Genomic DNA, 21,443 nt, shown 5'->3' on the forward strand with positions numbered 1-21,443 from the left:
CCCCTCTAGTACACTTCATATTCATCAAGAATGTCCTTCAACTCATACCAATCATCATCATTAAAGTCTTCTTCTATATTCACTAATTTAAATTTCAACTTTTGCGTATATCGAAACAGTTCGTCTGAAAATTGAACTAACAATTTATCATCTAATGTAAATAATGTTTTTCCACTCATATAGTCCAATAAGTAATCATGCAACCCATCGTTCTTTGCTCGAGAGTTCAAAATAATATTGTAAATGTAGATCAAATCATCCTTAAGATATTCAAGTATTTCTTCCAGCAAAATTTTCTTTGGAATATCTAAATCATGTTTTGTAAGATGCTCAATTAACCGTTTTTTATCTTGTAAGCTCAACTCATTTTCTGAATGTTTTTTCTCTAAATCCAGTAAACGATCGTACTCTTTATTCATGATTTTTAAAATTTTTTGTTGATTCTCATGAATGACGTTTAAATCGATATCACTATAAAATCCAGCAATATTAATTTTTCGAACTAAGTTGTTTATATTTTTTCCGATGTAATTTATTTCTTTTGCGATGTTTCTATAAACACTCATATCTACTTCCAGCTTAAAACTATTTTGAGCGCTTTCAATTAAAAATGCTGAGATCGTCTTATAACCAAGTTCATAACATTTTGTTTTTATAAATTCTTTTTCTGCTGCTGTAACTCTTATTAAAATATTTTCATCTTTTTTATTCATTACACTAACCACCTTTTACAAAGTTCGAGCGTAGCGACAAAGACTAAGCTAAGAGCCTTAAATGAAGCAAAGCGAAATGAAGGTCTCATGGCTTAGTTGAGGGTTTTAGGGCTTTGCCCTAACATGACAAAAACACTGTTTTTGGGGTTTGTATATACAAACCCGTATCTTGCCTAATCCTTTAAGATCACTATCTTCTCTTTATATTATCATTCTTCAGCTATTTATGATATAATATTCTTAAAATTCAGAAAATTGAGGTGAGCATAATTGGTTAACATTGACGAACATACTAAAAATGCAATCGAGATCATTTCTGAAGGAGCAAAAATTACTGAGCAAACGCTGCTATTCATATTAAAGTCCTTATTAAAACTGCTAGAAGATAAAGATCGTAATCAAGATTTTTTAATATCCAGTAACACAAAAGAAGGAAAACAAAAAATTAGTGCGTTAATCAAAAAACATCAAGCTAACGTTTATGCGTTAGATGAAAATTTAACAAAAGAACAATTAAAGGACTATCAGCAGGAGTTCAAAAAATTAGGCGTTGATTTTTCCATCACGAAAAATGGAAAGGATAGTTATTCCTTCTTTTTCGCTGGCCAGCAATCAAACGTCATCGAAAAAGCACTAAAGAACGTTAGTGAAATAAAAAGTGCAGTTTTAGAAAATGAACATGTTAGAAAAGCTGAAATGGGGCTTGTAGCAATGCAAAAAGAATTGCCTACTGATTCTGTAAACAAAGTTCAACAACTATACAATTCTCCTACTGATAATACAGAACAAATGGTAGAGCTTTCACCAGAAGAAAAAGAATTACTTACACAGCATAAAACTGTCGATGAAATCAAATTCGACACCAAGGAAAAATTGTCGAATGAGCCTTCTAAAACACCAGAAGTGTCCCCCATCCATATTGATCAATTGAACGCTACGCAGCAAAAATCATTCCAATCTGAAAACGAACAAATCGAATATGTTATATCTCAGCTCACTCCAGAAGAACTTACTTTAATGCATCAAATGATTAAAGCTGAATCCGAAGCATTAAGCAATGCATTCACAAATGTTAGTAATACACAATATGAACAAGTAAATACGCTAAAAGCTATGAAGAAAACTACTTCAAAAGATTCTCTCGAAAAAGTAACGGCTATTTACAGAGCACACGTACACATAGCCTTTAATGACACACCGAAAAATAAAATTGCTGGATCGACGTTAGCTGCTCGTATTTTTTCTATAGCTATGCAGAAGGAAGCTCCACTGAAATCGGACGAGGTGAAAACAAAGCCCAGTTTTTCAATAGAAGGTGTGAAAAAAATTGATGCGGAACTTAAAGCAACCGAGAAAAATAATCGTGTAAAAAATCGATCACAAGGGTTAGAACGATAACACAATACACATCTATTTTTAAATCGTTTTCCCTTCTGCTAATGAAGGAAGGTCATATAATGCGACTTAAACTATTAGCTACATGTATGTTAAGCTCTTTTCTTTTATTCGGATGTAATGATGCCGTTAATAATGAAGGCTATGATTATTCCAATTCACATAACGAAACAGCGATTGTAAAACATGAAGCCGTTCTATTGCCCGTAGCTATTTTTGTGAACAGCGATTATGACAAATTTGCTGGCACAACTATCACATTCACGCGTAGCATTAATAACGTAAATATTCATGATTTTGATGAAAGTGAAAAAGCATCATTTACGAAAAAATACGGAAGCGTTTTTGACGGTTACAATATTGATTTTTCAAAATATAAAAAACTAACGATTAGTGTGTCTCATCAGTTTGAAGGTAAGGATAATTATGAAGGGTTTGAGAGTTTCATTTTGGATAGAAGCACCGTATTTGTGACCGGTGATTATGAGCTAATAGCTAATGAGATTGTTAATAAACAACTCCATTATTTATCAACAGATTACAAAGTTGGAGCATCATTTGAACAAGCACATATGATTGAAATAGCCATTCCAAATGAGTTTGTGAATGACAACCTACAGCTCAAAACAATACAGCAGCTAGATGAGCAAATTAATGAAATTTACATTAACCTAGTTGATGATAAGTAGGTGATGACCGTTGTTTGATAGCTTAATAGAATCTCTACAAGAGTGGCTCTTAAATGCACTATTAGGCTTCGTAAAGTGGAACTTAGATTTAACCCACTCTTTATTTCAAAGCAGTGTAGATTCAGTTCGTGAAAATGTTTCTGAAACACCGATTGACTTCTCACCAATGATCGTAGAAAATCTTCAAATCATTTCAGATACTGCTATCATGCCTGTTGCTGGATTAATCTTAACGTACATCTTTTGCTATGAAATTTATGAATTGGTCGTTGAAAAAAACAAAGGAAATGATTTTGAAACGGGGCAATTACTATTTCTAATTATTAAAACAGCTGCTGCTATTTTATTGATTACAAATGCATTTGATATTACGTTAGCTTTTTTTGATTTAGGCAAATGGATTACCGATAAAGTACCTGCAACAACGTTAGTTATTCCTGATAGTGTTACTACAAACTTAGTTGACTCTGTAGATAATATTGGCGCGGCACTCGGTATGTCCGTGCTAGCAATTATCGTATTGCTCATTACATTTTTAATGGCGGGTATTATTTATTTAGTTGCTTGGAGTCGAATCATTGTGATTTTACTGTATGTCAGTGTAGCACCCATTCCATTTGCGACAATGATGAACCGCGAGTGGATCGGCTCAATTGGTCAGAACTATATTAAGCAACTAATCGCATTAATGCTTCAAGGTTTCTTTATGATTGTTTGCTTAGTTATTTACGCTGGCTTATTAGATAAAACGACAACGTTAATTACACAACAAAACCAGCCTGTGTTTGGCTTATTGCTGTTATTAGTGTCGATGGGTATTTTAACGATTACGCTAACACGTACACATTCTCTAGCTAAATCCGTTGTGGGAGTTGTGTAGCCATGAAAAAATGGGTTCGAAAGCATAAAGGATTGCTTATCGGCTTTATGATTGCTAGCGTTGTTGTTTCATTCATTACAGCCATACAACTACACGTACTACTCGATAACGTAGCCGATTTGCAATATTACGTACAAACAGGTGAAGTTACTGCCAGCATGTATCAATACAGTATCATTTGTTTCGTCAATTTAATAGTCGCGATCATATGGATTGTCCTGCTTTTCCTTTTAATTTGGAAAGTCATTTTCCCAAATGTTACGACCGTAAAAAATGCGTTCTTTTTAGGAGAATTAGCATTTTTAATTAAAATGCCAGCTTCCATCAGAAAGGAGCTGCGAAGAAAAAATGAACAATAATCATTTCATTGTCTCTGTCCCAAAAGAGTTGAAAAAAATTCAAGCGAAACTGTTTTTCGGTTTAACGAAGCGACAATTAATTGGATTTGGTTCGGCTGTCTCATTAGGCTTAAGCGTATTTTTCATTACAAAAAATCTCTTCAATATTGATGTTGCGATGTATGCATTATTTGTCGCTGTTGCACCAATTTTTTTCATTACAATTTATACAAGGGACGGCATGCCCGCGGAAAAATGGATTAAAATCATTTTAGAATATAAGTACGTCAACCCGATGAAACGCACTTTCAAAATAACTAAATCGAATGAAGATTTAGCAAAAGAAAGGAGCATCCATTTTGGCAAAACGAAGCGCAAACGAACTACGGCGGTTCAACCTACTCCAAGTGTTGCAACGAATTCTGGACAAGAAAAAACAAAAAACTAAATCAACACAAGACACATTAACCTATAAAAAGATGTACAAAAACGGTATTTGTAATGTGACAGGTAACGTGTATAACAAAATGATTCGCTTTTCCGATATTAGCTATCAGCTTTCGCAAGACGAGATGAAGCAACGTATTTTTGCTCAATATAGCTCCTTGCTCAATTCATTCGATGCAAATGTTCAATTGCAATTGACGTTTATTAACTACAGAATGACTGCAGAGGAGCTTTTAGACGCAGCGTATGAATACACAAAGGAAGCAAGCGACATCGTGATTGAAGAATTCAAAAATCTTCAACATGAATACTTTTCATTTCTAGATACACAACGACAAAAAGGTAGCAACGGCATCATTCGAAATAAATATCTCGTTTTTACAATTATCGATCAAAGCTATGATAGTGCAATTAGACGCTTAGAAAGCATTGAAGCCAATATTAAAGCAAACTTTCAAAGCATGGGCGTTGTGACGGAAGGATTAGATGGATTAGAGCGTATGTCAATCATTAACTTTTTGTTGAATGGAAATACGCAGCATTATTTAGAGCTTGAGTATGTGCCAAAGGAAACGCTAAAGACATATAGCTTAAAAGATTTTATCGCACCGCGTAGCATCGATTTCAGCTATAAGAACGATGAATTTAAACTGAATAATAAACATGTAGCCACACTATATTTAAGCATTGAGGCGAGCGAGCTTTCTGATAGAGCGCTTGCTGAATACCTCGACTTGGAACTTGAAATGTTAATCAGTATGCATATTTATTCGTTGGATCAGCAAAAAGCCGTCAAAATGGTAAAAACGAAAGCTTCTGATCTAGACAGCATCAAAATTGAAGAACAGAAAAAAGCAATTAAAGCTGGATATGATATGGATATTTTACCCACTGACTTAAATATGCACGTTGAGGAAAGTCGAAAAATACTTGCCGATTTACAGCGTGAAAACGAAAAATATTTCTATTTAACATTCACTATTACTGTATTTGAGGATACAGAAAAAGATCTTGAAAATGCGATTTTCCGACTTAATTCGGTAGCTCAAAAGCAAAATTGCACATTAAAAAAGATGAAGTATCAGCAAGAAAAAGGCTTCATTAGCTCCTTACCTTTAGGATATAACGTAACCGAAAAAGATTTAGAACGTGGCTTAACGACATCTTCCACAGCGATTTTCGTACCATTTACAACACAGGAATTGTACCAAGAAGACAACGAGCCAATTTATTACGGGCTAAATGCATTAAGCAATAATATGATTCAAGTGTCACGTAAAAATTTAAAAAATCCTAATGGTTTATTTTTAGGAACACCCGGCTCAGGTAAATCCTTTTCTGCAAAACGTGAAATTACGGATACTTATTTAAGAACAGCTGACGACATTTTAATATGCGACCCTGAAGGCGAATATCCACCATTCGTTGCAAAACTAGGTGGGGATGTTGTAACGATTGGGTTGAATTCACAGCAATTTATTAACCCGTTAGATATTTCACTCGATTACGGTGAAGGAGAAAGCCCAATCGCCTTTAAAGCTGATTTTATTTTAACGATGATGGAATTAATCGCTGGCGGAAAAATAGGGCTATCTGCTCGTCAAAAAACAATTGTTGATAAATGCGTTCGACAAATTTATCGACGTTATTTAGAAAAGCCGGTTCCAGAAAATGTACCAATTTTAGAAGATTTATTTAATGCCTTCAAGGAAAGCAATACGATCGAAGGAAATGAACTTGCTGATGCTTTGGAATTATACGTACATGGTTCATTAAACGTGTTTAACCATCGTACTTCCATCAACGCAAATAACCGTTTAGTTTGCTTCAACATTAAGGAGCTTGGATCAAACTTACGCGAACTTGGTATGTTAGTTTTACAAGACCACGTATGGAATAAAGTAACGATTAATCGAAACCGTTCAAAGCGTACATGGTACTACATGGATGAATTTCATAAGCTACTTGCTGAGGAACAGACATCGAATTATTCAGTTGAATTTTGGAAGCGATTTCGTAAGTGGGGCGGTATTCCAACTGGCATTACACAAAACGTAAAGGACTTGCTATCAAGCCCCCGTATCGAAACAATTCTCGACAACAGTGATTTCATCTATTTACTCAATCAGGCTACTAGTGACCGATTCATTTTGCAAAAGAAACTCGGTATTAGCGATTATCAAGCAAACTATATTACAAATAGTGGGGAGGGTGAAGGCTTAATTGTATATAACGATGTCATTTTACCTTTTAAAGATAAGTTTCCTAAAAATAACTCCTTGTATGCCGTGATGACAACGAAAACGGATGAAATTAAGCGATTGCGAGGTGCTGACTAATGGCGATCAAGAAAAGACGTCTTGAAGCGACTAATTTTAAGCAGCAGGCAAACATGTTGAAAAAGCACACTACTCGCCGCCAAACCGTCGAACAAAGAGCGATTGCACATTCAAAGCGATTGTTAAATAACACATCAACGTTTATCTCATCAAACAATCAGACGAAACAAAAGCTTCACCTCTTATCTACTAGTGAGCACGAAACAAATAATGACTTATCGTATGAAGGGCAACAATTTGACAGCGACAATGCGCTTAACTTTAAATTTAACGTAAAGTTAGGCACATCGAAAATTAAATTCCAGCATGCCCCATTTGCCTCCAATCATACAAAGTCTTATTTCATAACATCTGTTCCTCCAGTCCAAGCGATGAATATTTCTAACAAACTACAAAAACGTATTCGGCACAAATTGCATGAGCAACATACGCAATCAAATGAAGTAAATCCGAAGCATGTGCCTTCATTTCAAATACATTTTGCACAAAACAAACAATACAGTACCACTAGTACCTCTAGGGATACTAAAAATCCTATATACCCTTCACGGCGAGCTTTTAAGCTACAAAAACGAGCTACTCATAATCTACAGCAGCAACTCATAGTCTTTAATCCATTAATGCAGCAGCTGGCATCTTCATTTCAAACTGCAAAATATTCACCGCCTTTACTAAATAAGCAAAACAGAATCTCTAGTGATACTAGTATTCCTGATGATCATTTTTCAAATCTACAAAAACAACTTATTCATAAGCGATTACAGCACCGTTCATTGTCACTTCTGCTTATAAACCCTTTATTCCAGTCCTTGCACGTATCAGATAACATACCTATGCTGCAACAAAAAGAGACTAGAGATATTAGGGATACTAAAATTACTAGTAAGACAATAAAACGATTACAGTATAAGATAGCAATCAAAAAAAAGCTTCATTCTAAACTGCATAAAGTCTCACATATCCAATTGGCTAAAGTAGCTCATACGAAGCAAAACATTATAGCATTTCCAAATACGCTCAAAAAGAAACAACGACTCACTCGTGTACCTTTAGCCTCTTACGTTGCTACTGCTACAGGTAAACAAGTTAGCGAAATGTTTAAGAATAAATTAGAACGTAATGATGTCGGTGTCCAAGTAGCTAGTCAAACTTTAACAGCTACAGCGAAATCATTTCAATGGCAAAAGAAGCTACGTCTTAAACAAAATAAACATACGCTTACTAAACACCAACATAGCGTACAACCAAAACAAATTGCTACAAACGTATCACCAATTAAGAACTTGATCCATTCGACGCAAAAGCTGAAATTAAAAAGGCGTATTAGCACGTTACAGCATGTTCAAGAAGAGCTTCATTTCAAAAAGGTAACGTTGAAAAAAACAAAGTCCTTTTTGAAAACAAATCAAGGTGAGTATAAGCCAACTTTTATTAAACGAATGGCCGTTTCTCCAGTCTATACATTATTAAAAAAAGGCAGCGCAAACTACAGTCAGCAGTTAGCACGTGATGACAGTGGTGTAGAAGTCATTCATAAAAGCTCTGCACTTATGAAACGAAGCATAATCAGTCTCGACAAAGTGAGAAAGAAATTACGAGATGGAAAGCAATTAGCTATAGCTCCAAAAAATAAGCTGTATATGCATACAAGTAAACTAAAGAAGAATACGAGTACCCCAGTGAGGAAAATAAATTCTCAAAAGCTACAGAAGCAAGCAATTAAGAAAAAATTAGTGTCTAAAAATAGAATGAACAATGTCACGTTGAAAAACGTCGTTACTCAATTTGTTCATTTCGTTAAAAACATTAATTTTACAGCGCTAAAACAAGCGATGCTAGGAAAAGTTGCAATACTTGCTGGTAGCGGTTTCTCTGTCCTCCTGCCCGTTTTCATCGTGCTAGGAATGCTTATACTCATTATTGCGATGTTTAGTGCAGGAAGCTCTCAGCAACAGCAGCTAAATGGAACGATCGGAGTTGCTCAAAATTTATCACCAGATGTTGAAAAGTGGCGAAGTTTAGTCGTTACAGAGGCTACCAATCAAGGCATGGATAGTTATGTAGATTTAATACTAGCAATCATTCAAATTGAAAGTGGCGGCAGAGGAACACGCGATATCATGCAGTCCTCTGAAAGCGCTGGACATCCTCGAAACTATTTTCAATCAGAAGCTGAATCGGTGAGGCAAGGTATTAGCTACGTGAAAAACATTATAACGATTTTACAAGCATTCAATAACGGCTTTGAAAATGAAGCTCGTTTAATTGCTCAAAGCTATAACTTTGGCTCTCCATTTGCAAATTACGTCGGCAAACGCGGTGGCACATATGATTTAAGCATAGCAGAAGATTATTCGCGAACAGTAGTCGCTCCTTCTCTCGGTAATACAACAGGCGAAACGTATAGCTATATAAATACCGTATCGAAAAGTTTTAATAAACCGTATTTATATCGAAATGGTGGCAACTATTTTTATGGTGAGCTTGTTGGACAATATTTAGGAAGAGCTGCCACGATTGGCGGAGATTTTGCCATCGTTTTAGCAGAAGTAGAAAAATACAACGGTTGGTCTTACGTATGGGGTGGTAAGTCTCCAACAGTCGGTTTCGATTGTAGCGGTTTAGTCGGTTGGGGCTTACAACAAATAGGCATTAGCTTACCTTCACCCGCTGCGAATCAATACAACATGACTATGCCGATTTCAGAAGCTGAAGCAAAACCAGGCGACTTAATTTTCTTCCGTGGCACGTATGGCGGACCAAATCATATTTCACACGTGGGCTTTTATATCGATGCTAGCACAATGTATGATGCGAACGGTTCAGGAGTAGGCTACCACAATTGGAAAAGTGCATATTGGCAACAGTATAAGCCGGAGATTAGAAGAATTGCCCAATAAAATTTCCACTGAGGAGAGTCCCTATGATCGAGAAAATAATGAAAATCGAAGAAAAGATTAGTAAACGGAAACTAAAGATTGAAGGCTATGAGGACGCGCTACGAGAGGAAAAACGATTATTAAAAAAAGAAGAAGAACAGCTTGAAGTAGCTAAGTATGATGAGTTACTGCGAAAGCTTAAGATGAACAAGATATCTGTAGACTATATTTTAGAAAAGCTTGATGACGTCATCATCAAAAAAGAAATTCAACAGCTTGAAGAAAGTAAAAGTACAACAACGAGCAATAGCTTTTCTAGTGAAACGACTCAACACTAAGAGGTGATGCAAATTGAGTTCTTTAAAAAAATTTTTAATTTTAAGTATTTGCATGCTTTCACTTAGCTTAGGTGAAATAGTTTACGCTACCCCACAATTATCGCTTACTAGTCCTCCAATCGACGGAGATCCGCCTAGTGGCCAGAATGTAAAAGAAAATGAAGTAATTGAAGAAATTGATGCGCAAACACCAGCAAGCGTTACAGGTGAAACAATGCAAGGAAATGGAACAGTCGTTGATTATACAACAAGCGGTTCAAAAGCATTTTATACAATAACAGATACAGAACAAAACACATTTTATTTGATTATCGACATGGATAAAACTCAAAACAACGTATACTTTTTAAAAAACGTAAACGAAAGCGATTTAAATAACGTACCTACTATAAATGAAGGTATTGCACCGACTCCACCAATTAATATGCCCGAGCCTGAAGCTGTACAAGAAGAAAGTAATAGTGGCTTAGGTTTTACAATAATTGTATTACTCATCGCAGCGCTCGGTGTTGCCGCTTACTACTTTTTATACATGAGGAAACGTCCTCAACATACAGCTGAGGAGAATGACGATGAAGAAATGGATGAGCACTACGACGATCGTTTTGACGATGAGTTAGATGAGCAAAATCACCAAAAGAAGGATTAGCCTATGATGTATACCGCATATATAAAAAGCGAAACCTTCCATTTACCCATTGCTCATCACACATTAGTACTCGATGTAAAAAATCGTCTCTATTCTAGTAAAGATTTTTCCCAGCATGCAATAGGTAAGCTTTATCCAATTAACCGTATTAACCATGACTGTATTATTGTTGAAAAACAAAATACAAATATCTTTTTGCTAAATTTTTTACTATTGATCATGCATAAACAACAGCATAGTATTGAAGCTGCAAATTATTATTCCAACACCTTCATTATTGAAAAATTAGAGGAATTAACAGGCTTAAATTTACGCGATAGCTACGATGATTTAGAAACACAACTAGTACATTTTCTTCAGCAGCAAACGCCTGAAGCTACGAATGTTCAAAAAAACGAACAGGATACCAGAGATACTAGAAAGACCAGGGATACTATACGCCCTATTTCTTTTACAATTAATTGGGTGAAAGATACTCATAATAAACTTAAATAATCTAGCGAATACGAGAGGAGCGATAAAATGGATCGAGTAATCAAGTTAAGTATTAGCTTACTGCTACTCTCTGTCTTAATCTCGCTTAATACATTCGTGAAGGCTGATGGCGTTGAAATGCTGAAACATAATGTCATATTGACCTTCAATGAACGCATTCTGTTTCATGAAAAAATCGCTGATGGTAAATCGCTTCAAATATTTAACGATCAACGTGACATAATCGAACATACACAAATTGTTGAGGATTACGAAGCAGCCTTAATCGAACCAACTGCGCCTCACCATTTTATATTTAGCTATTGGGAGATGATTGAGAAAGAAAACACCATAGACGTAACACCTATTTTTACAGAGCGTAAAGCATTTCAAGCAGGTTTCATCGGCGGTACTGGTGGCACATTGATCCATAATAGTTCAGCTATAAAAGAAGTTGTAAAGTCATTTGACGAAGAAGCGTCGTTTCAAGCAGTTGCACCTGATGTATTGCCAAACGACAATTATATCTTTAACGGCTGGTATTACTATAAGGACAGTGAAACTTTAGAAAGATTAGATATCACAAGTACAACGAAGCCACAAAATAGAACCGAATATTTTGCTTTATTTTACGAGGATACCAATCAGAACAACATTGACGATGCAATGGAAAACGATATGCCAGTTGGTTTACTACCACAGCCTGAAACCATTACACAGCCTTCAAATAATAACTCTAATGAAGTATTAACATATACAAATACGAAATACGTTTTTAATAATACAAATGTAAACAGCAGTTTTCTCGTGAAGTTTTTGGCTACAGATAACACATTTTTATACAGTCTTACCTTGCCTTATGGACGTTCTATCACGATGTTGGATCAAACCAATAAAGCCGTAAAAGAATATTTCGTAAGGCAAGAAACGACGATTATGCTAAACCTGGAAGATTACGTATTCAACGAAGCTGAATTTTTAAAATTTGAATCACACAATAGGAAAATTAATAACACAGAAATAACTGAGGTCTTTCCAATTATTCAACAACCTGAAATACAGTCGCTCTTAGCTGTGAACGAATCCGTTGATAACGCGAAAGCAAACAGTGCATCATCTAATGCTGGCAATATCATTGTTTTAACAGTAGTAATCTTGCTTGCCATTGCTGCGGCTGCGTATTTCATCATTCGCCGTAAACGACAAGCAAATGAACATAATGCCACAAACTAAATCGAAAAGAGGTAATTTGTATGGATTTCTTCATTTCTGGTGTCGATGTTATGCAAAAGCTTGTCATTTTAATTGGAGCTGGTTTAGGTGTATGGGGCGTTGTCAATTTATTTGAAGGTTATGGTAACGATAATCCCGGAGCGAAGTCACAAGGCATGAAGCAATTCATGGCAGGAGCAGGCATCGTCCTAATTGCGATTTTACTCATACCGGAATTAAAATCGCTCTTCAATTAAACATTATGTACTCAAAGCAAACATTTATAGCTACTAGAAAAAGACAAGTCCATAAGCTACTTGTCTTTTTCTATTCATAGAGGTGAACAACATGAGAGAAACTTTACACGCAAATAAATTTTATATTCTGTTTGGAAGTGTCGTATATGTTTTGCTCAATTACTTGTTTTACTATTTCCGCGTTACGTTCGCTAATAATACATTACTTGCCTTTAACATGCTATTTGAAAGCCCACAATATTTATTACAAGCGTTTCCATTATCTTGGCACGTAGTTGACTTACTCGTGCCAGCTTTTATAGCAGGATTTTTCATTTTCGTATTGATCGACAAAAAGAATAATAAAAAGAATTACCGAAAAGGCATCGAGCATGGTTCAGCTGAATGGGGACACTTAACAAAAGATTTAAACGGTATGTATGATCCTGAAAAACAATACAACAATATTTTATTTAGCCAACATACGCAATTACGCTTAAACGATGAAAATATAGCGTTTGATCTTAGACGCAATAAAAATACATCTGTAATCGGAGGCTCTGGTAGCGGTAAAACACGCTTCTTCGTCAAACCAAATTTATTACAGATGAACGCCTCCTTTGTCGTCACAGATCCAAAAGGAACAATCGTAAATGAACTAGGAATGGCTTTAAAGTCTATTGGAAAATATAAAATCAAAATCTTGAATACCGTTAATTTTAATAAAAGCATGCACTATAACCCACTCGCCTATGTTCAAAACGAAGAAGATATTTTGAAGCTCGTCGAAACAATTATCGCCAACACAAATGGCAACAATAATCAGCAAGAGGATTTTTGGGTGAAAGCAGAAAAATTACTTTACCAATCATATTTAAGCTTAATCCTCACTAAATTTCCGAAAGACGAAAAACACTTAGGTACTTTAATGGATTTAATTTCATACTCAACCGTTAAAGAAAATGAGGAAAATTATAAAAATGCAGTAGATTATTTATTTGATGAGCTAGAAAAAGAAGATAGCGAAAGCTTTGCAGTAAAACAGTATAAAGCATATAAATTAGCAGCTGGTAAAACGGCAAAAAGTATTTTAATCTCTTGTGCTACTCGACTTGCGCCACTCAACATACCTGCCGTTCGCAACTTACTAAAGGAAGATGAGCTAAATTTGCATACACTTGGTAACTCTGGTCGAAAAACGGCACTATTTATTATTGTTCCTGATACAGATGCTACATTCAATTTCATCGTATCGATTATGTATACACAACTGTTCAATCTTCTTTGTACAGTGGCCGATGAACAATATAAAGGCTCCCTTCCTACACACGTTCGTTTCTTATTAGATGAATTTGCAAATATCGGGTTAATACCGAACTTTCACAAATTGATTGCCACTATCCGCTCAAGAAATATGTCTGCAACGATTCTTTTACAAACAGCTTCACAGCTAAAAGCTATTTATAAAGATAATGCAGATACTATTTTAGGAAATTGCGATACAAGTGTATTTTTAGGAGGTAAGGAAAAAGCAACAATCAAGGCATTATCCGAAGAGTTAGGAAAACAAACAATTAACGATTATAACGAAAGTCGAACACGATCAAATACCGATTCATATGGTCAAACACATAGCAAACTAAGTAGATTGTTGATGACAGAAGACGAATTGCAAACAATGCCACGCGACACATGTATTGTACAAATAATCGGTAAGCGACCTTTTAAAGATAAAAAATACGATTTGACCAAGCATCCTCGATACAAATATCACGCTAACGGCACTAAGCACTGGTTCGATATTGAGCAATATTTAATAGCTATACGTAACAACGAAGAAACAAGAGATACTAAGATACCTATTTACCCTAGAGATTCTTCAGATACTAGGGTTTATAGGGATACTAAAGGTGAACATGGTGAACTACGTCTTACCGCTACAACGCTTTCAGGAGAAGCGATTGAGTTATAACAAACCAAAGGCACTGCCGCCTACGCGAAAGTGCCTTTGGTTTTCTAGTCTCTATCCTCAAGCCAATTATACATACCTTCTGGAAGCGAACTCGGTGCTTGTCGCTCAGCCATTAAATCGCTAATGCTTTTGTGAATTGCTTTATATAGGTAGCCTTTAGGATTCTTAATACTTGAATTTTGAATTTTTCGCATTGCTCGTACGAAAGAATTAATAATACAATCGTTTAATGCTTCATCGTCTTCAATCCATAAAATGACTCCTAAATCATCTGCAACCTTCTTTTTCGCTTTCATAATGATTGAGTAATATTCATCTGATTCATCAACATTTTTTGAAAACATCTGAAGTGTTTCAGCGATTGCTGGCGGCACCTCTTCATTTGCATAATATGCTTGATTAATAGCTTCAGTTCGCTTACTTTCCTGCTGTTGTTGCTTTGGCGCCTGCGTACTTGGTGCTGGTGCTGGTGCTGGTGCTGGTGTTATAGAGGCTACTGCTTTACTATTCTCTAGTCGATCAATTTCATTAATAATATGTCCATCCATGTCAATATAATTAAAATACAAGCAATTATTAACTACATATACTAAGTTGTATTGCATCAGCTCTTGAACAATTTGTTGTTTTACCCAATGCCCATTTTCCTGGAGATTTAAAAATAATAATCCATTATTATCATATTGGCTTATTTGCTGATACATACTATACATCATTTTCGCCTCAAAGCTCAGCGTATTATACTTACCAAATAAAAGTGCTTTCGGTACGCTAATAGATTTTTCTGCATAAATTTGAAAAATATTTTTCATTGTGTGTTATCGCTCCTTGCATAAACTATCTATTTTGTTTTTTTCCCTTTACCTTCTGCTACTAATTTCAAATGTGAAAAAACAGTCTTTTGTTCCTCATCAAGGTCTTTTACAGCCTTATCAACTAACCAAACGATTAGCTCATTGTGGGTCATATTTTTAAGTTGTGATAATGCTACCATATCTGTGTACGCATCATCATATACTTTAATATTACGTCTGCTTAATTGTTTCTTTTCAGCTTCAGATTTTGCAACTTTACCTTTCGTGATCAAACCTTTTTCAAGTAATGGATTTACAGGCTTCTTTTCGCGACTAACGTTTTCGAACATAATTTATTCCTCCATCTTTTCTAAAAATTCATCTAGCAACTTACTATAAATGTTGAGTACTTCTTTATCATGCATATCTTCATCTTTAATGCCCACCACGCCCCATGCTTTAATGCGCTCACGTATTTTAATAACATTTTCAGTCAAATAATTGCCGAACACTTTACGCGCCTCATTTAAAATAAATTGATCTGTTCGCCCATCAACATTCATTAACACTGGAAAAGCAGCAACGAGTTTAATTGGTGAATCAATATCGGACATTAATTCTTCTACGTATGGTAAAAACGTTTCCGCTGACGATAAAGCTTCCTCATGTGTTTGAATTACAACAGCTAAATAATCAGTAGCGACAAGTGCATTGTCCGTATAATCACTAATTGTCGGCGGTACATCAATAAAGATATAATCGTATTGATCTTGTAAAGGTTCAAGCAATGCATCTAATAAATAAGGGTATAGCGAATAATTGAAGGCAAACTCTGCGTTCAACAGGCGCGTGAAGTATCTTAAATCGGACTCCGCTGGAATAACGTGTAGATTTTCTGAACACGTAACAATTGCTGGTGCTAAATCTTTATTTTTAATTGCTTCAAAAATACTTAGCTCAACATTTTGATAACTAATTCCGTACGTTTTAAATAGACGATCACTCGCATTACCCTGTGGATCAAAATCAACTAGTAAAACTTTTTTATCTCTTTTTTCGGCCAACAAATAACTAAATAAAACTGTTGTTATTGTTTTGCCTACGCCACCTTTAAAGTTAGCAATTGTAATCGTTTTTGCCATGTGTTATCGCTCCCTCTCTATCTAATAACTACAGCTTAACATAGTATCCTATTAGATACAAGTATCAATAGGGATACTTTAAAATCGTTGAGCGTTTCACGTGAAACAATTCACCTATAACTACCCTTCTTCTTCATAAATTAGTTTTGTTATTCTAAAGTTTGTATAGGGATACAAAGTATTGGAAGTACATAGACGAACTATATCATTATCATTAAAACATTGTATCCTGTCTTATTTTGTAAACAAAAGAAACCTCTACGAATAACAGAATGCTTCTTTTTATCTTTCAGTTAAACTTAAGTCTATAGGAACCAATATCTTCACTTCAGCACCCATATATCTCTAGGGGTTTTAGGGATACTAAAAAAAGGGACTGCCCAGAATTTGGACAGCCCCATTTCGCATTACATATAACCTTTTTCACGGAATGAAATATAATTTTTTTCGATAGGTGTAACGATAATATGATCGAGTAATTCAATACCTAGAATTTCTCCTGCTTGTTTTAAACGTTCTGTAACTTCAAGATCTTCCTGGCTCGGTGTCGTATTTGTCGATGGATGATTATGAGATACTACAATTGAAGCCGCGTTATTCAAAATAGCTGTTTTCATGACCTCACGTGGATGAATTATACTAGCATTAATTGTACCTACATGTACCCGATGTACTGCAATCGCTTGATTTTTCGTATTTAAACAAATGACTAGAAATACTTCTCGATCTTCTTCTCCGATTAAATTAAATGCTAAAGTTGCTAAATCTCGAGGTGAACGTATTGATGCAACTCCGTTCATTTCCTTTACGACTTGCTTCACTCGAACTACTTCATAAATCGTTTCCATACGTCATCGCTCCCTTGTGTATTATCGCTCTTGCGAAAGATAACATGTTAACCCACCTATTAGTAGCCCTTTAATCACTAGGGATACTAAAATACCAAAAATGATTTGTAAACATGTTACGTTAATACTATCCTAAATCCTTTAACTCTTTTAATCTTTATTCTTTTATCCTTTCATGTTTTGAAAAGGCGCGAGCCTTTGACTTTCCTTGCCTGAACTAAGTTCCGCAAGGGAGGAATTTTGCCTTTCCTTAGCCAACTCGAACAATCGCCCCAGCTGATTGTCAACGGAACGTGAAATACCGCAGCGTAGCGAGGATATGTCGCGAAAGTCCGTTGATAATCAGCGTACGTTGCTTCGCTGGGATGGTGTGGTGCAGGTTTCCGCACCAGTACAGCGTTAGAAACGTTGGCGTATTGTAGAGTTCAGGCGAGGAAAGGCAAAATTAATTTATGTAAAGCAAAGCAACGCGACGCTTTACATTCCGTCACGTGAACGCTTTAGCGACTCACGTGCCCTTCTTTTGTCCTGCCCGTTGTCGTCCACTCGTAAAGAAAAGCACAGGAACATACAAGATGTTCGAAAACGGCATGCGTAGCTGAGCCGTTTCGTTACAGCTTGTTGGTCTCGAGCTTTTTAGAGAGGAGCGAGATCCGAAGCAGTCGTTCGCAGCTTGTCTGCGTTACGAATGCTTGGAGACCTTCGGCAACCATAAATATTTAACTTTAATATGTCTCTCTATATATTTCGAATCACTAAATTTATATAGGCTCTTCACCATAACTTGTGGTTGAATTTATAATAATTCAAAATTTTTACAGTAAAAGATAGAATAAAAGCGAAAACTCACGTATCGTAATTGTTGTCTAGACAAACCACGAGAGGAGTTTTCGCTTTGTACGCTAAGTTTATCAAAAAGATTCTACCGTTACCATCTTTTTTTGAAATCGCATTATCGAGTGATGAAGAGCCACATGTGTTCCCGATTACAGCCGCACCTCAAGACATTGCTTGTCCTATTTGCGAAGGTGCTACCGTTTGTCATGCTCGTACACGTCGTCGTTTTCGTCACGGTTATGCTTGGCATATCGGTATGCTTTGGATTGAATTATTGTTGCCACGCCAGCGTTGTAAAGATTGTGGTTTTACATTTGACTATGGATTAGGACTTGTTCGTTCTTCAACGGAATCATTTCGTCGTGAAATTACGAAACGTTGTCATGGTCGTTCGATTGCGGATGTCGCACGTGAATACGAGCTGCCGTACACAACAGTTGAACGTTGGTTTTATACGTATGCACTGGATCAATTGGTCGAGGAATCGGCCCTACATATTTGTGTGGATGAGTTTGCTTTGCGCAAAGGACACAACTATGCGACAAGTGTGTTAAATGCTGAAACAGGGCGCATTTTAGCCATTGTTCCACATCGAGATCAAGACGCAATCGAGGCTGTATTAAAGAAAGTAACAGGCAAAATTCAAACCGTCATTAGTGATTTTGCGCCAGCTATGGCAGGTGCGATTGAAGCCGTCTATCCAGCAGCGGTTCATGTGCTCGATCGTTTTCATTTAGTTCAATTTTTCACCGATGCCCAACAACGAAGACGACGTTATTTGGGGGAAGCGAAAAAGCATCATAAATCGCGCTTTATTGACCGTTGTTTAGCGCGAAAACCCGAACAATTAACGGCAGAAGAACGTCAATTTGTGCAGGAATGGCATCAAGAAGATCCTCATACAAAACACATTTATCAAGCGTTAAATCACATGCGCTATGTATTAAAAGCAACGACACGTACACAAGCGAAAAAGCGGTTGTACGGCTTTATATGCTGTGTGAGATGCTGGAACGTTTTAAAAGTACGTGTACTTTCTTTAAATGTAAACATACGACTCAAAAACGTAGCAGCATGTCCACGATTTAACGTTTGGTTCGGCTTAAACGTACCATCGTCATAACCATTAACAATGCCTCTTTCCATAGCAATTTGAATATAACCAGAATCTACGTTATTGTTCTTCATGTCTCTAAACTTTGTATTTACAGGTGCAACATCTTTATAGCTGAGTGCCTTCACAAGCATCGCAGCATATTCACCACGCGTAATAGGTTCTTGCACAGAAAAATCTGTATCATTTGGTTCAATACTACGGTCTGCCAAATAATAAATTTCAGGATATTTCGGATCATTTTGATTAAGATCCATATAGAGGATTTAAAGCTATTCATTTAAACCGAACTTTAAGATATGTTTATACCGAAAAATTAAAATTTTTTTGTTCATTCTAAGATACAAGAGATACATAAGATACAAGAGAGGTTTTAATCTCTTATCTTTTAATTTTTTTTTAGAATTAACATACTTTATACTTTATAAATCTCTTATGTATCTCTTGTATTTTTTGTATCTTAAATCTTAGATACAAGAGATACATAAGATACAAGAGATAGCTAATTTCTTATCTCTTTTAATCTTTTGTATCAAAAACTACGTTGATTAATTACTTTTCAGATTTTTGATTTCTTAGCAAGGGAGGTTCATTTGGGAAATGGCTTTGAAACGGCTTACGTAGTTTTTTCCCCTCAAAAATTCGAGGAAAAAACTACGCGTGTTCGTATATTTTAAGAACTTTTACTCGATTCAATGAGTTTGGGTATCCGTATTTGTATCCGTAACGTCCCTACAGTTTCACTATAAAGTGTATGAGCATATGCACCGCACCATTCCCTTAGCTTCACTACAAATTACGTAGTTCATCTCATAATTCCTTAACAAGTTAAATAACTTGCCAATGGTTTCCAACCCTCCTTTTTCTTTATCGTTTTTATTATTCTAAATAAGTATATTAGAGGTTTTTTTACGAATGGCGAAAAGGAACAAAACACCGTTCCTGCCTAATGATCTGTAGGGGCGATCACTCGACACGCTGTACTTTTCGAAATTGGCTTCAGCTAACCTGTCATCTTTTTTGATATTTGAGAGTGTAAGTCCATTGCTCTCAACAAAAAAAGCGAATATTTCCAGAATAGTCTGAAAGTACTCGCTTTGTTGAAAGAAAATTCAAGTCGTTTTGTATACCAAAAAGAAGTCATAGCTATTGACTTTGAAACTTTGGGCATATATAATAAACGTAACTTGAATAGTTAGCGGTAATACTTTTAGTAGGGTAGAGCGTACTATTCATGGGGTTGAAACAGTTGGTAGCTGTTTCAACCTTTTTTTTTGCTTTTTTATATGTTATTTAGTTAAGTTCAAGATTGAAATCGGTATGTACGACAAAGATATACTTTAAAGAATACCGGAATTAGTTTTAAGTATAGCATGTATTTTTAAATTTGCAAATGAAAAATAAAAACGAAGCTGTTATTTGTGGGATTAAATGCATATCATCAGAATACAAGACAAGCTGAACGAGGCGAAAATCAAAAGAGCAAGTGGAAGTGACTGTCGCGGCAGTCACTTTGATTGTGAGCATTTTTCCGATTTCTCTCGCCATACGCCGAAGCAGCAACATCACCTGCTTCGGCTTTGCCATTTGCGTTCAACAAGCGGCAAGCAGCGCGGTAGATTCTGCCTACCACACTGCTTGCCGTGTTTCACCCCAAAACGCAAGGACCGTCAAAATTTTTTGTCGAAAGCGGCTGACGCTACAAAAATTTTTGAGCTACCACACGTGGTTCCTTGCCTTTTGTTTGCTGCAAATAACTTCATGGCATCGCCAAGAAATCGGAAAAAATTCTGCCTTCCGACTTCGTGATTGCGGCTTCAAGCAATCAAAAAATGCGAGGAGGAAACCATCATGACAAACAACCACACATTACAACCGATTTACGAGATTATTCGATTAAAAGCAGAGCGTCGCACATAACCCCCATCACAAGTGCTAACACCAAGTACAGAGGATTTAGAAGTGACACAGCGTTTACAAGAAGCAGGAGCATTACTCGGTGTAGAAGTACTCGACCATTTGATTGTGAGCCAAACAGAGTACGTGTCGTTTAAGGAGAAAGGGTATATGTAGTTGTAAGTAATGAAGAAGAGCCGTACGAAATGGAGGGCACTGAAAAAGTCACTGAATCAATAGGAAGGGCATGT

Annotated in this window: 20 protein-coding genes and 1 pseudogene; 15 read left to right on the forward strand and 6 right to left on the reverse strand. The window is 36.0% G+C overall.

Annotated features, from left to right (window positions below; translation table 11 throughout):
- Nucleotides 1–5: 5 nt before the first annotated feature.
- Nucleotides 6–713, reverse strand: coding sequence for a plasmid mobilization protein (locus tag A6K76_RS02525; protein WP_066461763.1), 708 nt, complete (start codon nucleotides 711–713; stop codon nucleotides 6–8).
- 270 nt (nucleotides 714–983) lie between these two features.
- Here A6K76_RS02525 and A6K76_RS16890 point away from each other — a divergent pair, with 270 nt between their 5' ends.
- The 13 genes from A6K76_RS16890 to A6K76_RS02590 all read left to right on the forward strand — a co-directional run bounded on the left by A6K76_RS16890 (nucleotide 984) and on the right by A6K76_RS02590 (nucleotide 14,561).
- Nucleotides 984–2,111, forward strand: a complete 1,128-nt coding sequence (locus A6K76_RS16890) for a DUF3801 domain-containing protein (protein WP_066461765.1) — start codon at nucleotides 984–986, stop codon at nucleotides 2,109–2,111.
- A 59-nt stretch (nucleotides 2,112–2,170) separates the two neighbouring features.
- Entirely contained in the window at nucleotides 2,171–2,797 is a 627-nt protein-coding gene (locus A6K76_RS02535; RefSeq protein WP_066461767.1) for a hypothetical protein, read from the forward strand.
- Between the two features lie 10 nt (nucleotides 2,798–2,807).
- Nucleotides 2,808–3,677: a VirB6/TrbL-like conjugal transfer protein, CD1112 family gene (locus tag A6K76_RS02540; protein WP_066461772.1), complete on the forward strand. Its 870-nt coding sequence runs from the start codon at nucleotides 2,808–2,810 to the stop codon at nucleotides 3,675–3,677.
- A gap of 2 nt (nucleotides 3,678–3,679) precedes the next feature.
- On the forward strand, nucleotides 3,680–4,036 hold the full coding sequence (locus A6K76_RS02545) for a hypothetical protein (protein ID WP_066461773.1): 357 nt from the start codon (nucleotides 3,680–3,682) through the stop codon (nucleotides 4,034–4,036).
- A 28-nt stretch (nucleotides 4,037–4,064) separates the two neighbouring features.
- Nucleotides 4,065–4,463 (forward strand): PrgI family protein, encoded by a 399-nt coding sequence (locus A6K76_RS02550; protein WP_245671947.1) that lies wholly within the window; start codon nucleotides 4,065–4,067, stop codon nucleotides 4,461–4,463.
- The gene (locus A6K76_RS02555) at nucleotides 4,375–6,801 is read left to right on the forward strand and encodes a VirB4-like conjugal transfer ATPase, CD1110 family (protein ID WP_066461776.1); all 2,427 of its coding nucleotides are present in this window, start codon (nucleotides 4,375–4,377) and stop codon (nucleotides 6,799–6,801) included. Before A6K76_RS02550 ends, A6K76_RS02555 begins: the two co-directional genes overlap by 89 nt.
- Nucleotides 6,801–9,701 (forward strand): C40 family peptidase, encoded by a 2,901-nt coding sequence (locus A6K76_RS16405; RefSeq protein WP_083995221.1) that lies wholly within the window; start codon nucleotides 6,801–6,803, stop codon nucleotides 9,699–9,701. Before A6K76_RS02555 ends, A6K76_RS16405 begins: the two co-directional genes overlap by 1 nt.
- Before the next feature lie 23 nt (nucleotides 9,702–9,724).
- Nucleotides 9,725–10,018: a hypothetical protein gene (locus A6K76_RS02565; RefSeq protein WP_066461778.1), complete on the forward strand. Its 294-nt coding sequence runs from the start codon at nucleotides 9,725–9,727 to the stop codon at nucleotides 10,016–10,018.
- Nucleotides 10,019–10,031: 13 nt separating this feature from the next.
- Nucleotides 10,032–10,667, forward strand: coding sequence for a CD1107 family mobile element protein (locus A6K76_RS02570; RefSeq protein WP_083995223.1), 636 nt, complete (start codon nucleotides 10,032–10,034; stop codon nucleotides 10,665–10,667).
- 3 nt (nucleotides 10,668–10,670) lie between these two features.
- Nucleotides 10,671–11,162: a hypothetical protein gene (locus tag A6K76_RS02575; protein WP_066461780.1), complete on the forward strand. Its 492-nt coding sequence runs from the start codon at nucleotides 10,671–10,673 to the stop codon at nucleotides 11,160–11,162.
- Between the two features lie 27 nt (nucleotides 11,163–11,189).
- Nucleotides 11,190–12,374: a hypothetical protein gene (locus A6K76_RS02580; protein WP_066461781.1), complete on the forward strand. Its 1,185-nt coding sequence runs from the start codon at nucleotides 11,190–11,192 to the stop codon at nucleotides 12,372–12,374.
- A 20-nt stretch (nucleotides 12,375–12,394) separates the two neighbouring features.
- Nucleotides 12,395–12,610 (forward strand): Maff2 family mobile element protein, encoded by a 216-nt coding sequence (locus tag A6K76_RS02585; protein ID WP_066461782.1) that lies wholly within the window; start codon nucleotides 12,395–12,397, stop codon nucleotides 12,608–12,610.
- Nucleotides 12,611–12,701: 91 nt separating this feature from the next.
- On the forward strand, nucleotides 12,702–14,561 hold the full coding sequence (locus tag A6K76_RS02590; RefSeq protein ID WP_083995225.1) for a VirD4-like conjugal transfer protein, CD1115 family: 1,860 nt from the start codon (nucleotides 12,702–12,704) through the stop codon (nucleotides 14,559–14,561).
- 44 nt (nucleotides 14,562–14,605) lie between these two features.
- Here A6K76_RS02590 and A6K76_RS02595 read toward each other — a convergent pair whose 3' ends face one another.
- From A6K76_RS02595 to A6K76_RS02610, 4 genes are all read right to left on the reverse strand, one after another.
- Nucleotides 14,606–15,373 carry a hypothetical protein gene (locus A6K76_RS02595; RefSeq protein ID WP_066461783.1) on the reverse strand — a complete coding sequence of 256 codons (768 nt, stop codon included), beginning with the start codon at nucleotides 15,371–15,373 and terminating at the stop codon, nucleotides 14,606–14,608.
- A gap of 29 nt (nucleotides 15,374–15,402) precedes the next feature.
- A complete protein-coding gene (locus tag A6K76_RS02600; protein WP_066461785.1) occupies nucleotides 15,403–15,705 on the reverse strand; it encodes a hypothetical protein in 303 nt (100 codons plus the stop codon).
- A 3-nt stretch (nucleotides 15,706–15,708) separates the two neighbouring features.
- Nucleotides 15,709–16,497 (reverse strand): ParA family protein, encoded by a 789-nt coding sequence (locus A6K76_RS02605; protein WP_066461791.1) that lies wholly within the window; start codon nucleotides 16,495–16,497, stop codon nucleotides 15,709–15,711.
- A 407-nt stretch (nucleotides 16,498–16,904) separates the two neighbouring features.
- Nucleotides 16,905–17,345: a JAB domain-containing protein gene (locus tag A6K76_RS02610; RefSeq protein WP_066461793.1), complete on the reverse strand. Its 441-nt coding sequence runs from the start codon at nucleotides 17,343–17,345 to the stop codon at nucleotides 16,905–16,907.
- Between the two features lie 895 nt (nucleotides 17,346–18,240).
- Here A6K76_RS02610 and A6K76_RS02615 point away from each other — a divergent pair.
- Nucleotides 18,241–19,305, forward strand: a complete 1,065-nt coding sequence (locus tag A6K76_RS02615) for a transposase (protein ID WP_066461795.1) — start codon at nucleotides 18,241–18,243, stop codon at nucleotides 19,303–19,305.
- Nucleotides 19,306–19,310: 5 nt separating this feature from the next.
- Here the strand turns inward: A6K76_RS02615 and A6K76_RS17255 are convergent.
- A pseudogene (locus tag A6K76_RS17255) lies at nucleotides 19,311–19,553 on the reverse strand (S-layer homology domain-containing protein); the annotation flags it as partial.
- 1,675 nt (nucleotides 19,554–21,228) lie between these two features.
- Here A6K76_RS17255 and A6K76_RS02620 point away from each other — a divergent pair.
- Nucleotides 21,229–21,369, forward strand: coding sequence for a JAB domain-containing protein (locus tag A6K76_RS02620; RefSeq protein ID WP_066461797.1), 141 nt, complete (start codon nucleotides 21,229–21,231; stop codon nucleotides 21,367–21,369).
- Nucleotides 21,370–21,443: the final 74 nt, after the last annotated feature.

This window comes from Caryophanon latum, assembly GCF_001700325.1.
GTDB classification, from domain to species: Bacteria; Bacillota; Bacilli; order Bacillales_A; family Planococcaceae; genus Caryophanon; species Caryophanon latum.

What these genes read in the sequence shown, in the direction of transcription:
- A6K76_RS02525 (WP_066461763.1), bottom strand. Translation starts at nt 713, where the DNA reads ATGAATAAAAAAGATGAAAATATTTTAATAAGAGTTACAGCAGCAGAA.
- A6K76_RS02535 (WP_066461767.1), top strand. Translation starts at nt 2,171, where the DNA reads ATGCGACTTAAACTATTAGCTACATGTATGTTAAGCTCTTTTCTTTTA.
- A6K76_RS02545 (WP_066461773.1), top strand. Translation starts at nt 3,680, where the DNA reads ATGAAAAAATGGGTTCGAAAGCATAAAGGATTGCTTATCGGCTTTATG.
- A6K76_RS16405 (WP_083995221.1), top strand. Translation starts at nt 6,801, where the DNA reads ATGGCGATCAAGAAAAGACGTCTTGAAGCGACTAATTTTAAGCAGCAG.
- A6K76_RS02565 (WP_066461778.1), top strand. Translation starts at nt 9,725, where the DNA reads ATGATCGAGAAAATAATGAAAATCGAAGAAAAGATTAGTAAACGGAAA.
- A6K76_RS02575 (WP_066461780.1), top strand. Translation starts at nt 10,671, where the DNA reads ATGATGTATACCGCATATATAAAAAGCGAAACCTTCCATTTACCCATT.
- A6K76_RS02580 (WP_066461781.1), top strand. Translation starts at nt 11,190, where the DNA reads ATGGATCGAGTAATCAAGTTAAGTATTAGCTTACTGCTACTCTCTGTC.
- A6K76_RS02585 (WP_066461782.1), top strand. Translation starts at nt 12,395, where the DNA reads ATGGATTTCTTCATTTCTGGTGTCGATGTTATGCAAAAGCTTGTCATT.
- A6K76_RS02590 (WP_083995225.1), top strand. Translation starts at nt 12,702, where the DNA reads ATGAGAGAAACTTTACACGCAAATAAATTTTATATTCTGTTTGGAAGT.
- A6K76_RS02595 (WP_066461783.1), bottom strand. Translation starts at nt 15,373, where the DNA reads ATGAAAAATATTTTTCAAATTTATGCAGAAAAATCTATTAGCGTACCG.
- A6K76_RS02600 (WP_066461785.1), bottom strand. Translation starts at nt 15,705, where the DNA reads ATGTTCGAAAACGTTAGTCGCGAAAAGAAGCCTGTAAATCCATTACTT.
- A6K76_RS02605 (WP_066461791.1), bottom strand. Translation starts at nt 16,497, where the DNA reads ATGGCAAAAACGATTACAATTGCTAACTTTAAAGGTGGCGTAGGCAAA.
- A6K76_RS02610 (WP_066461793.1), bottom strand. Translation starts at nt 17,345, where the DNA reads ATGGAAACGATTTATGAAGTAGTTCGAGTGAAGCAAGTCGTAAAGGAA.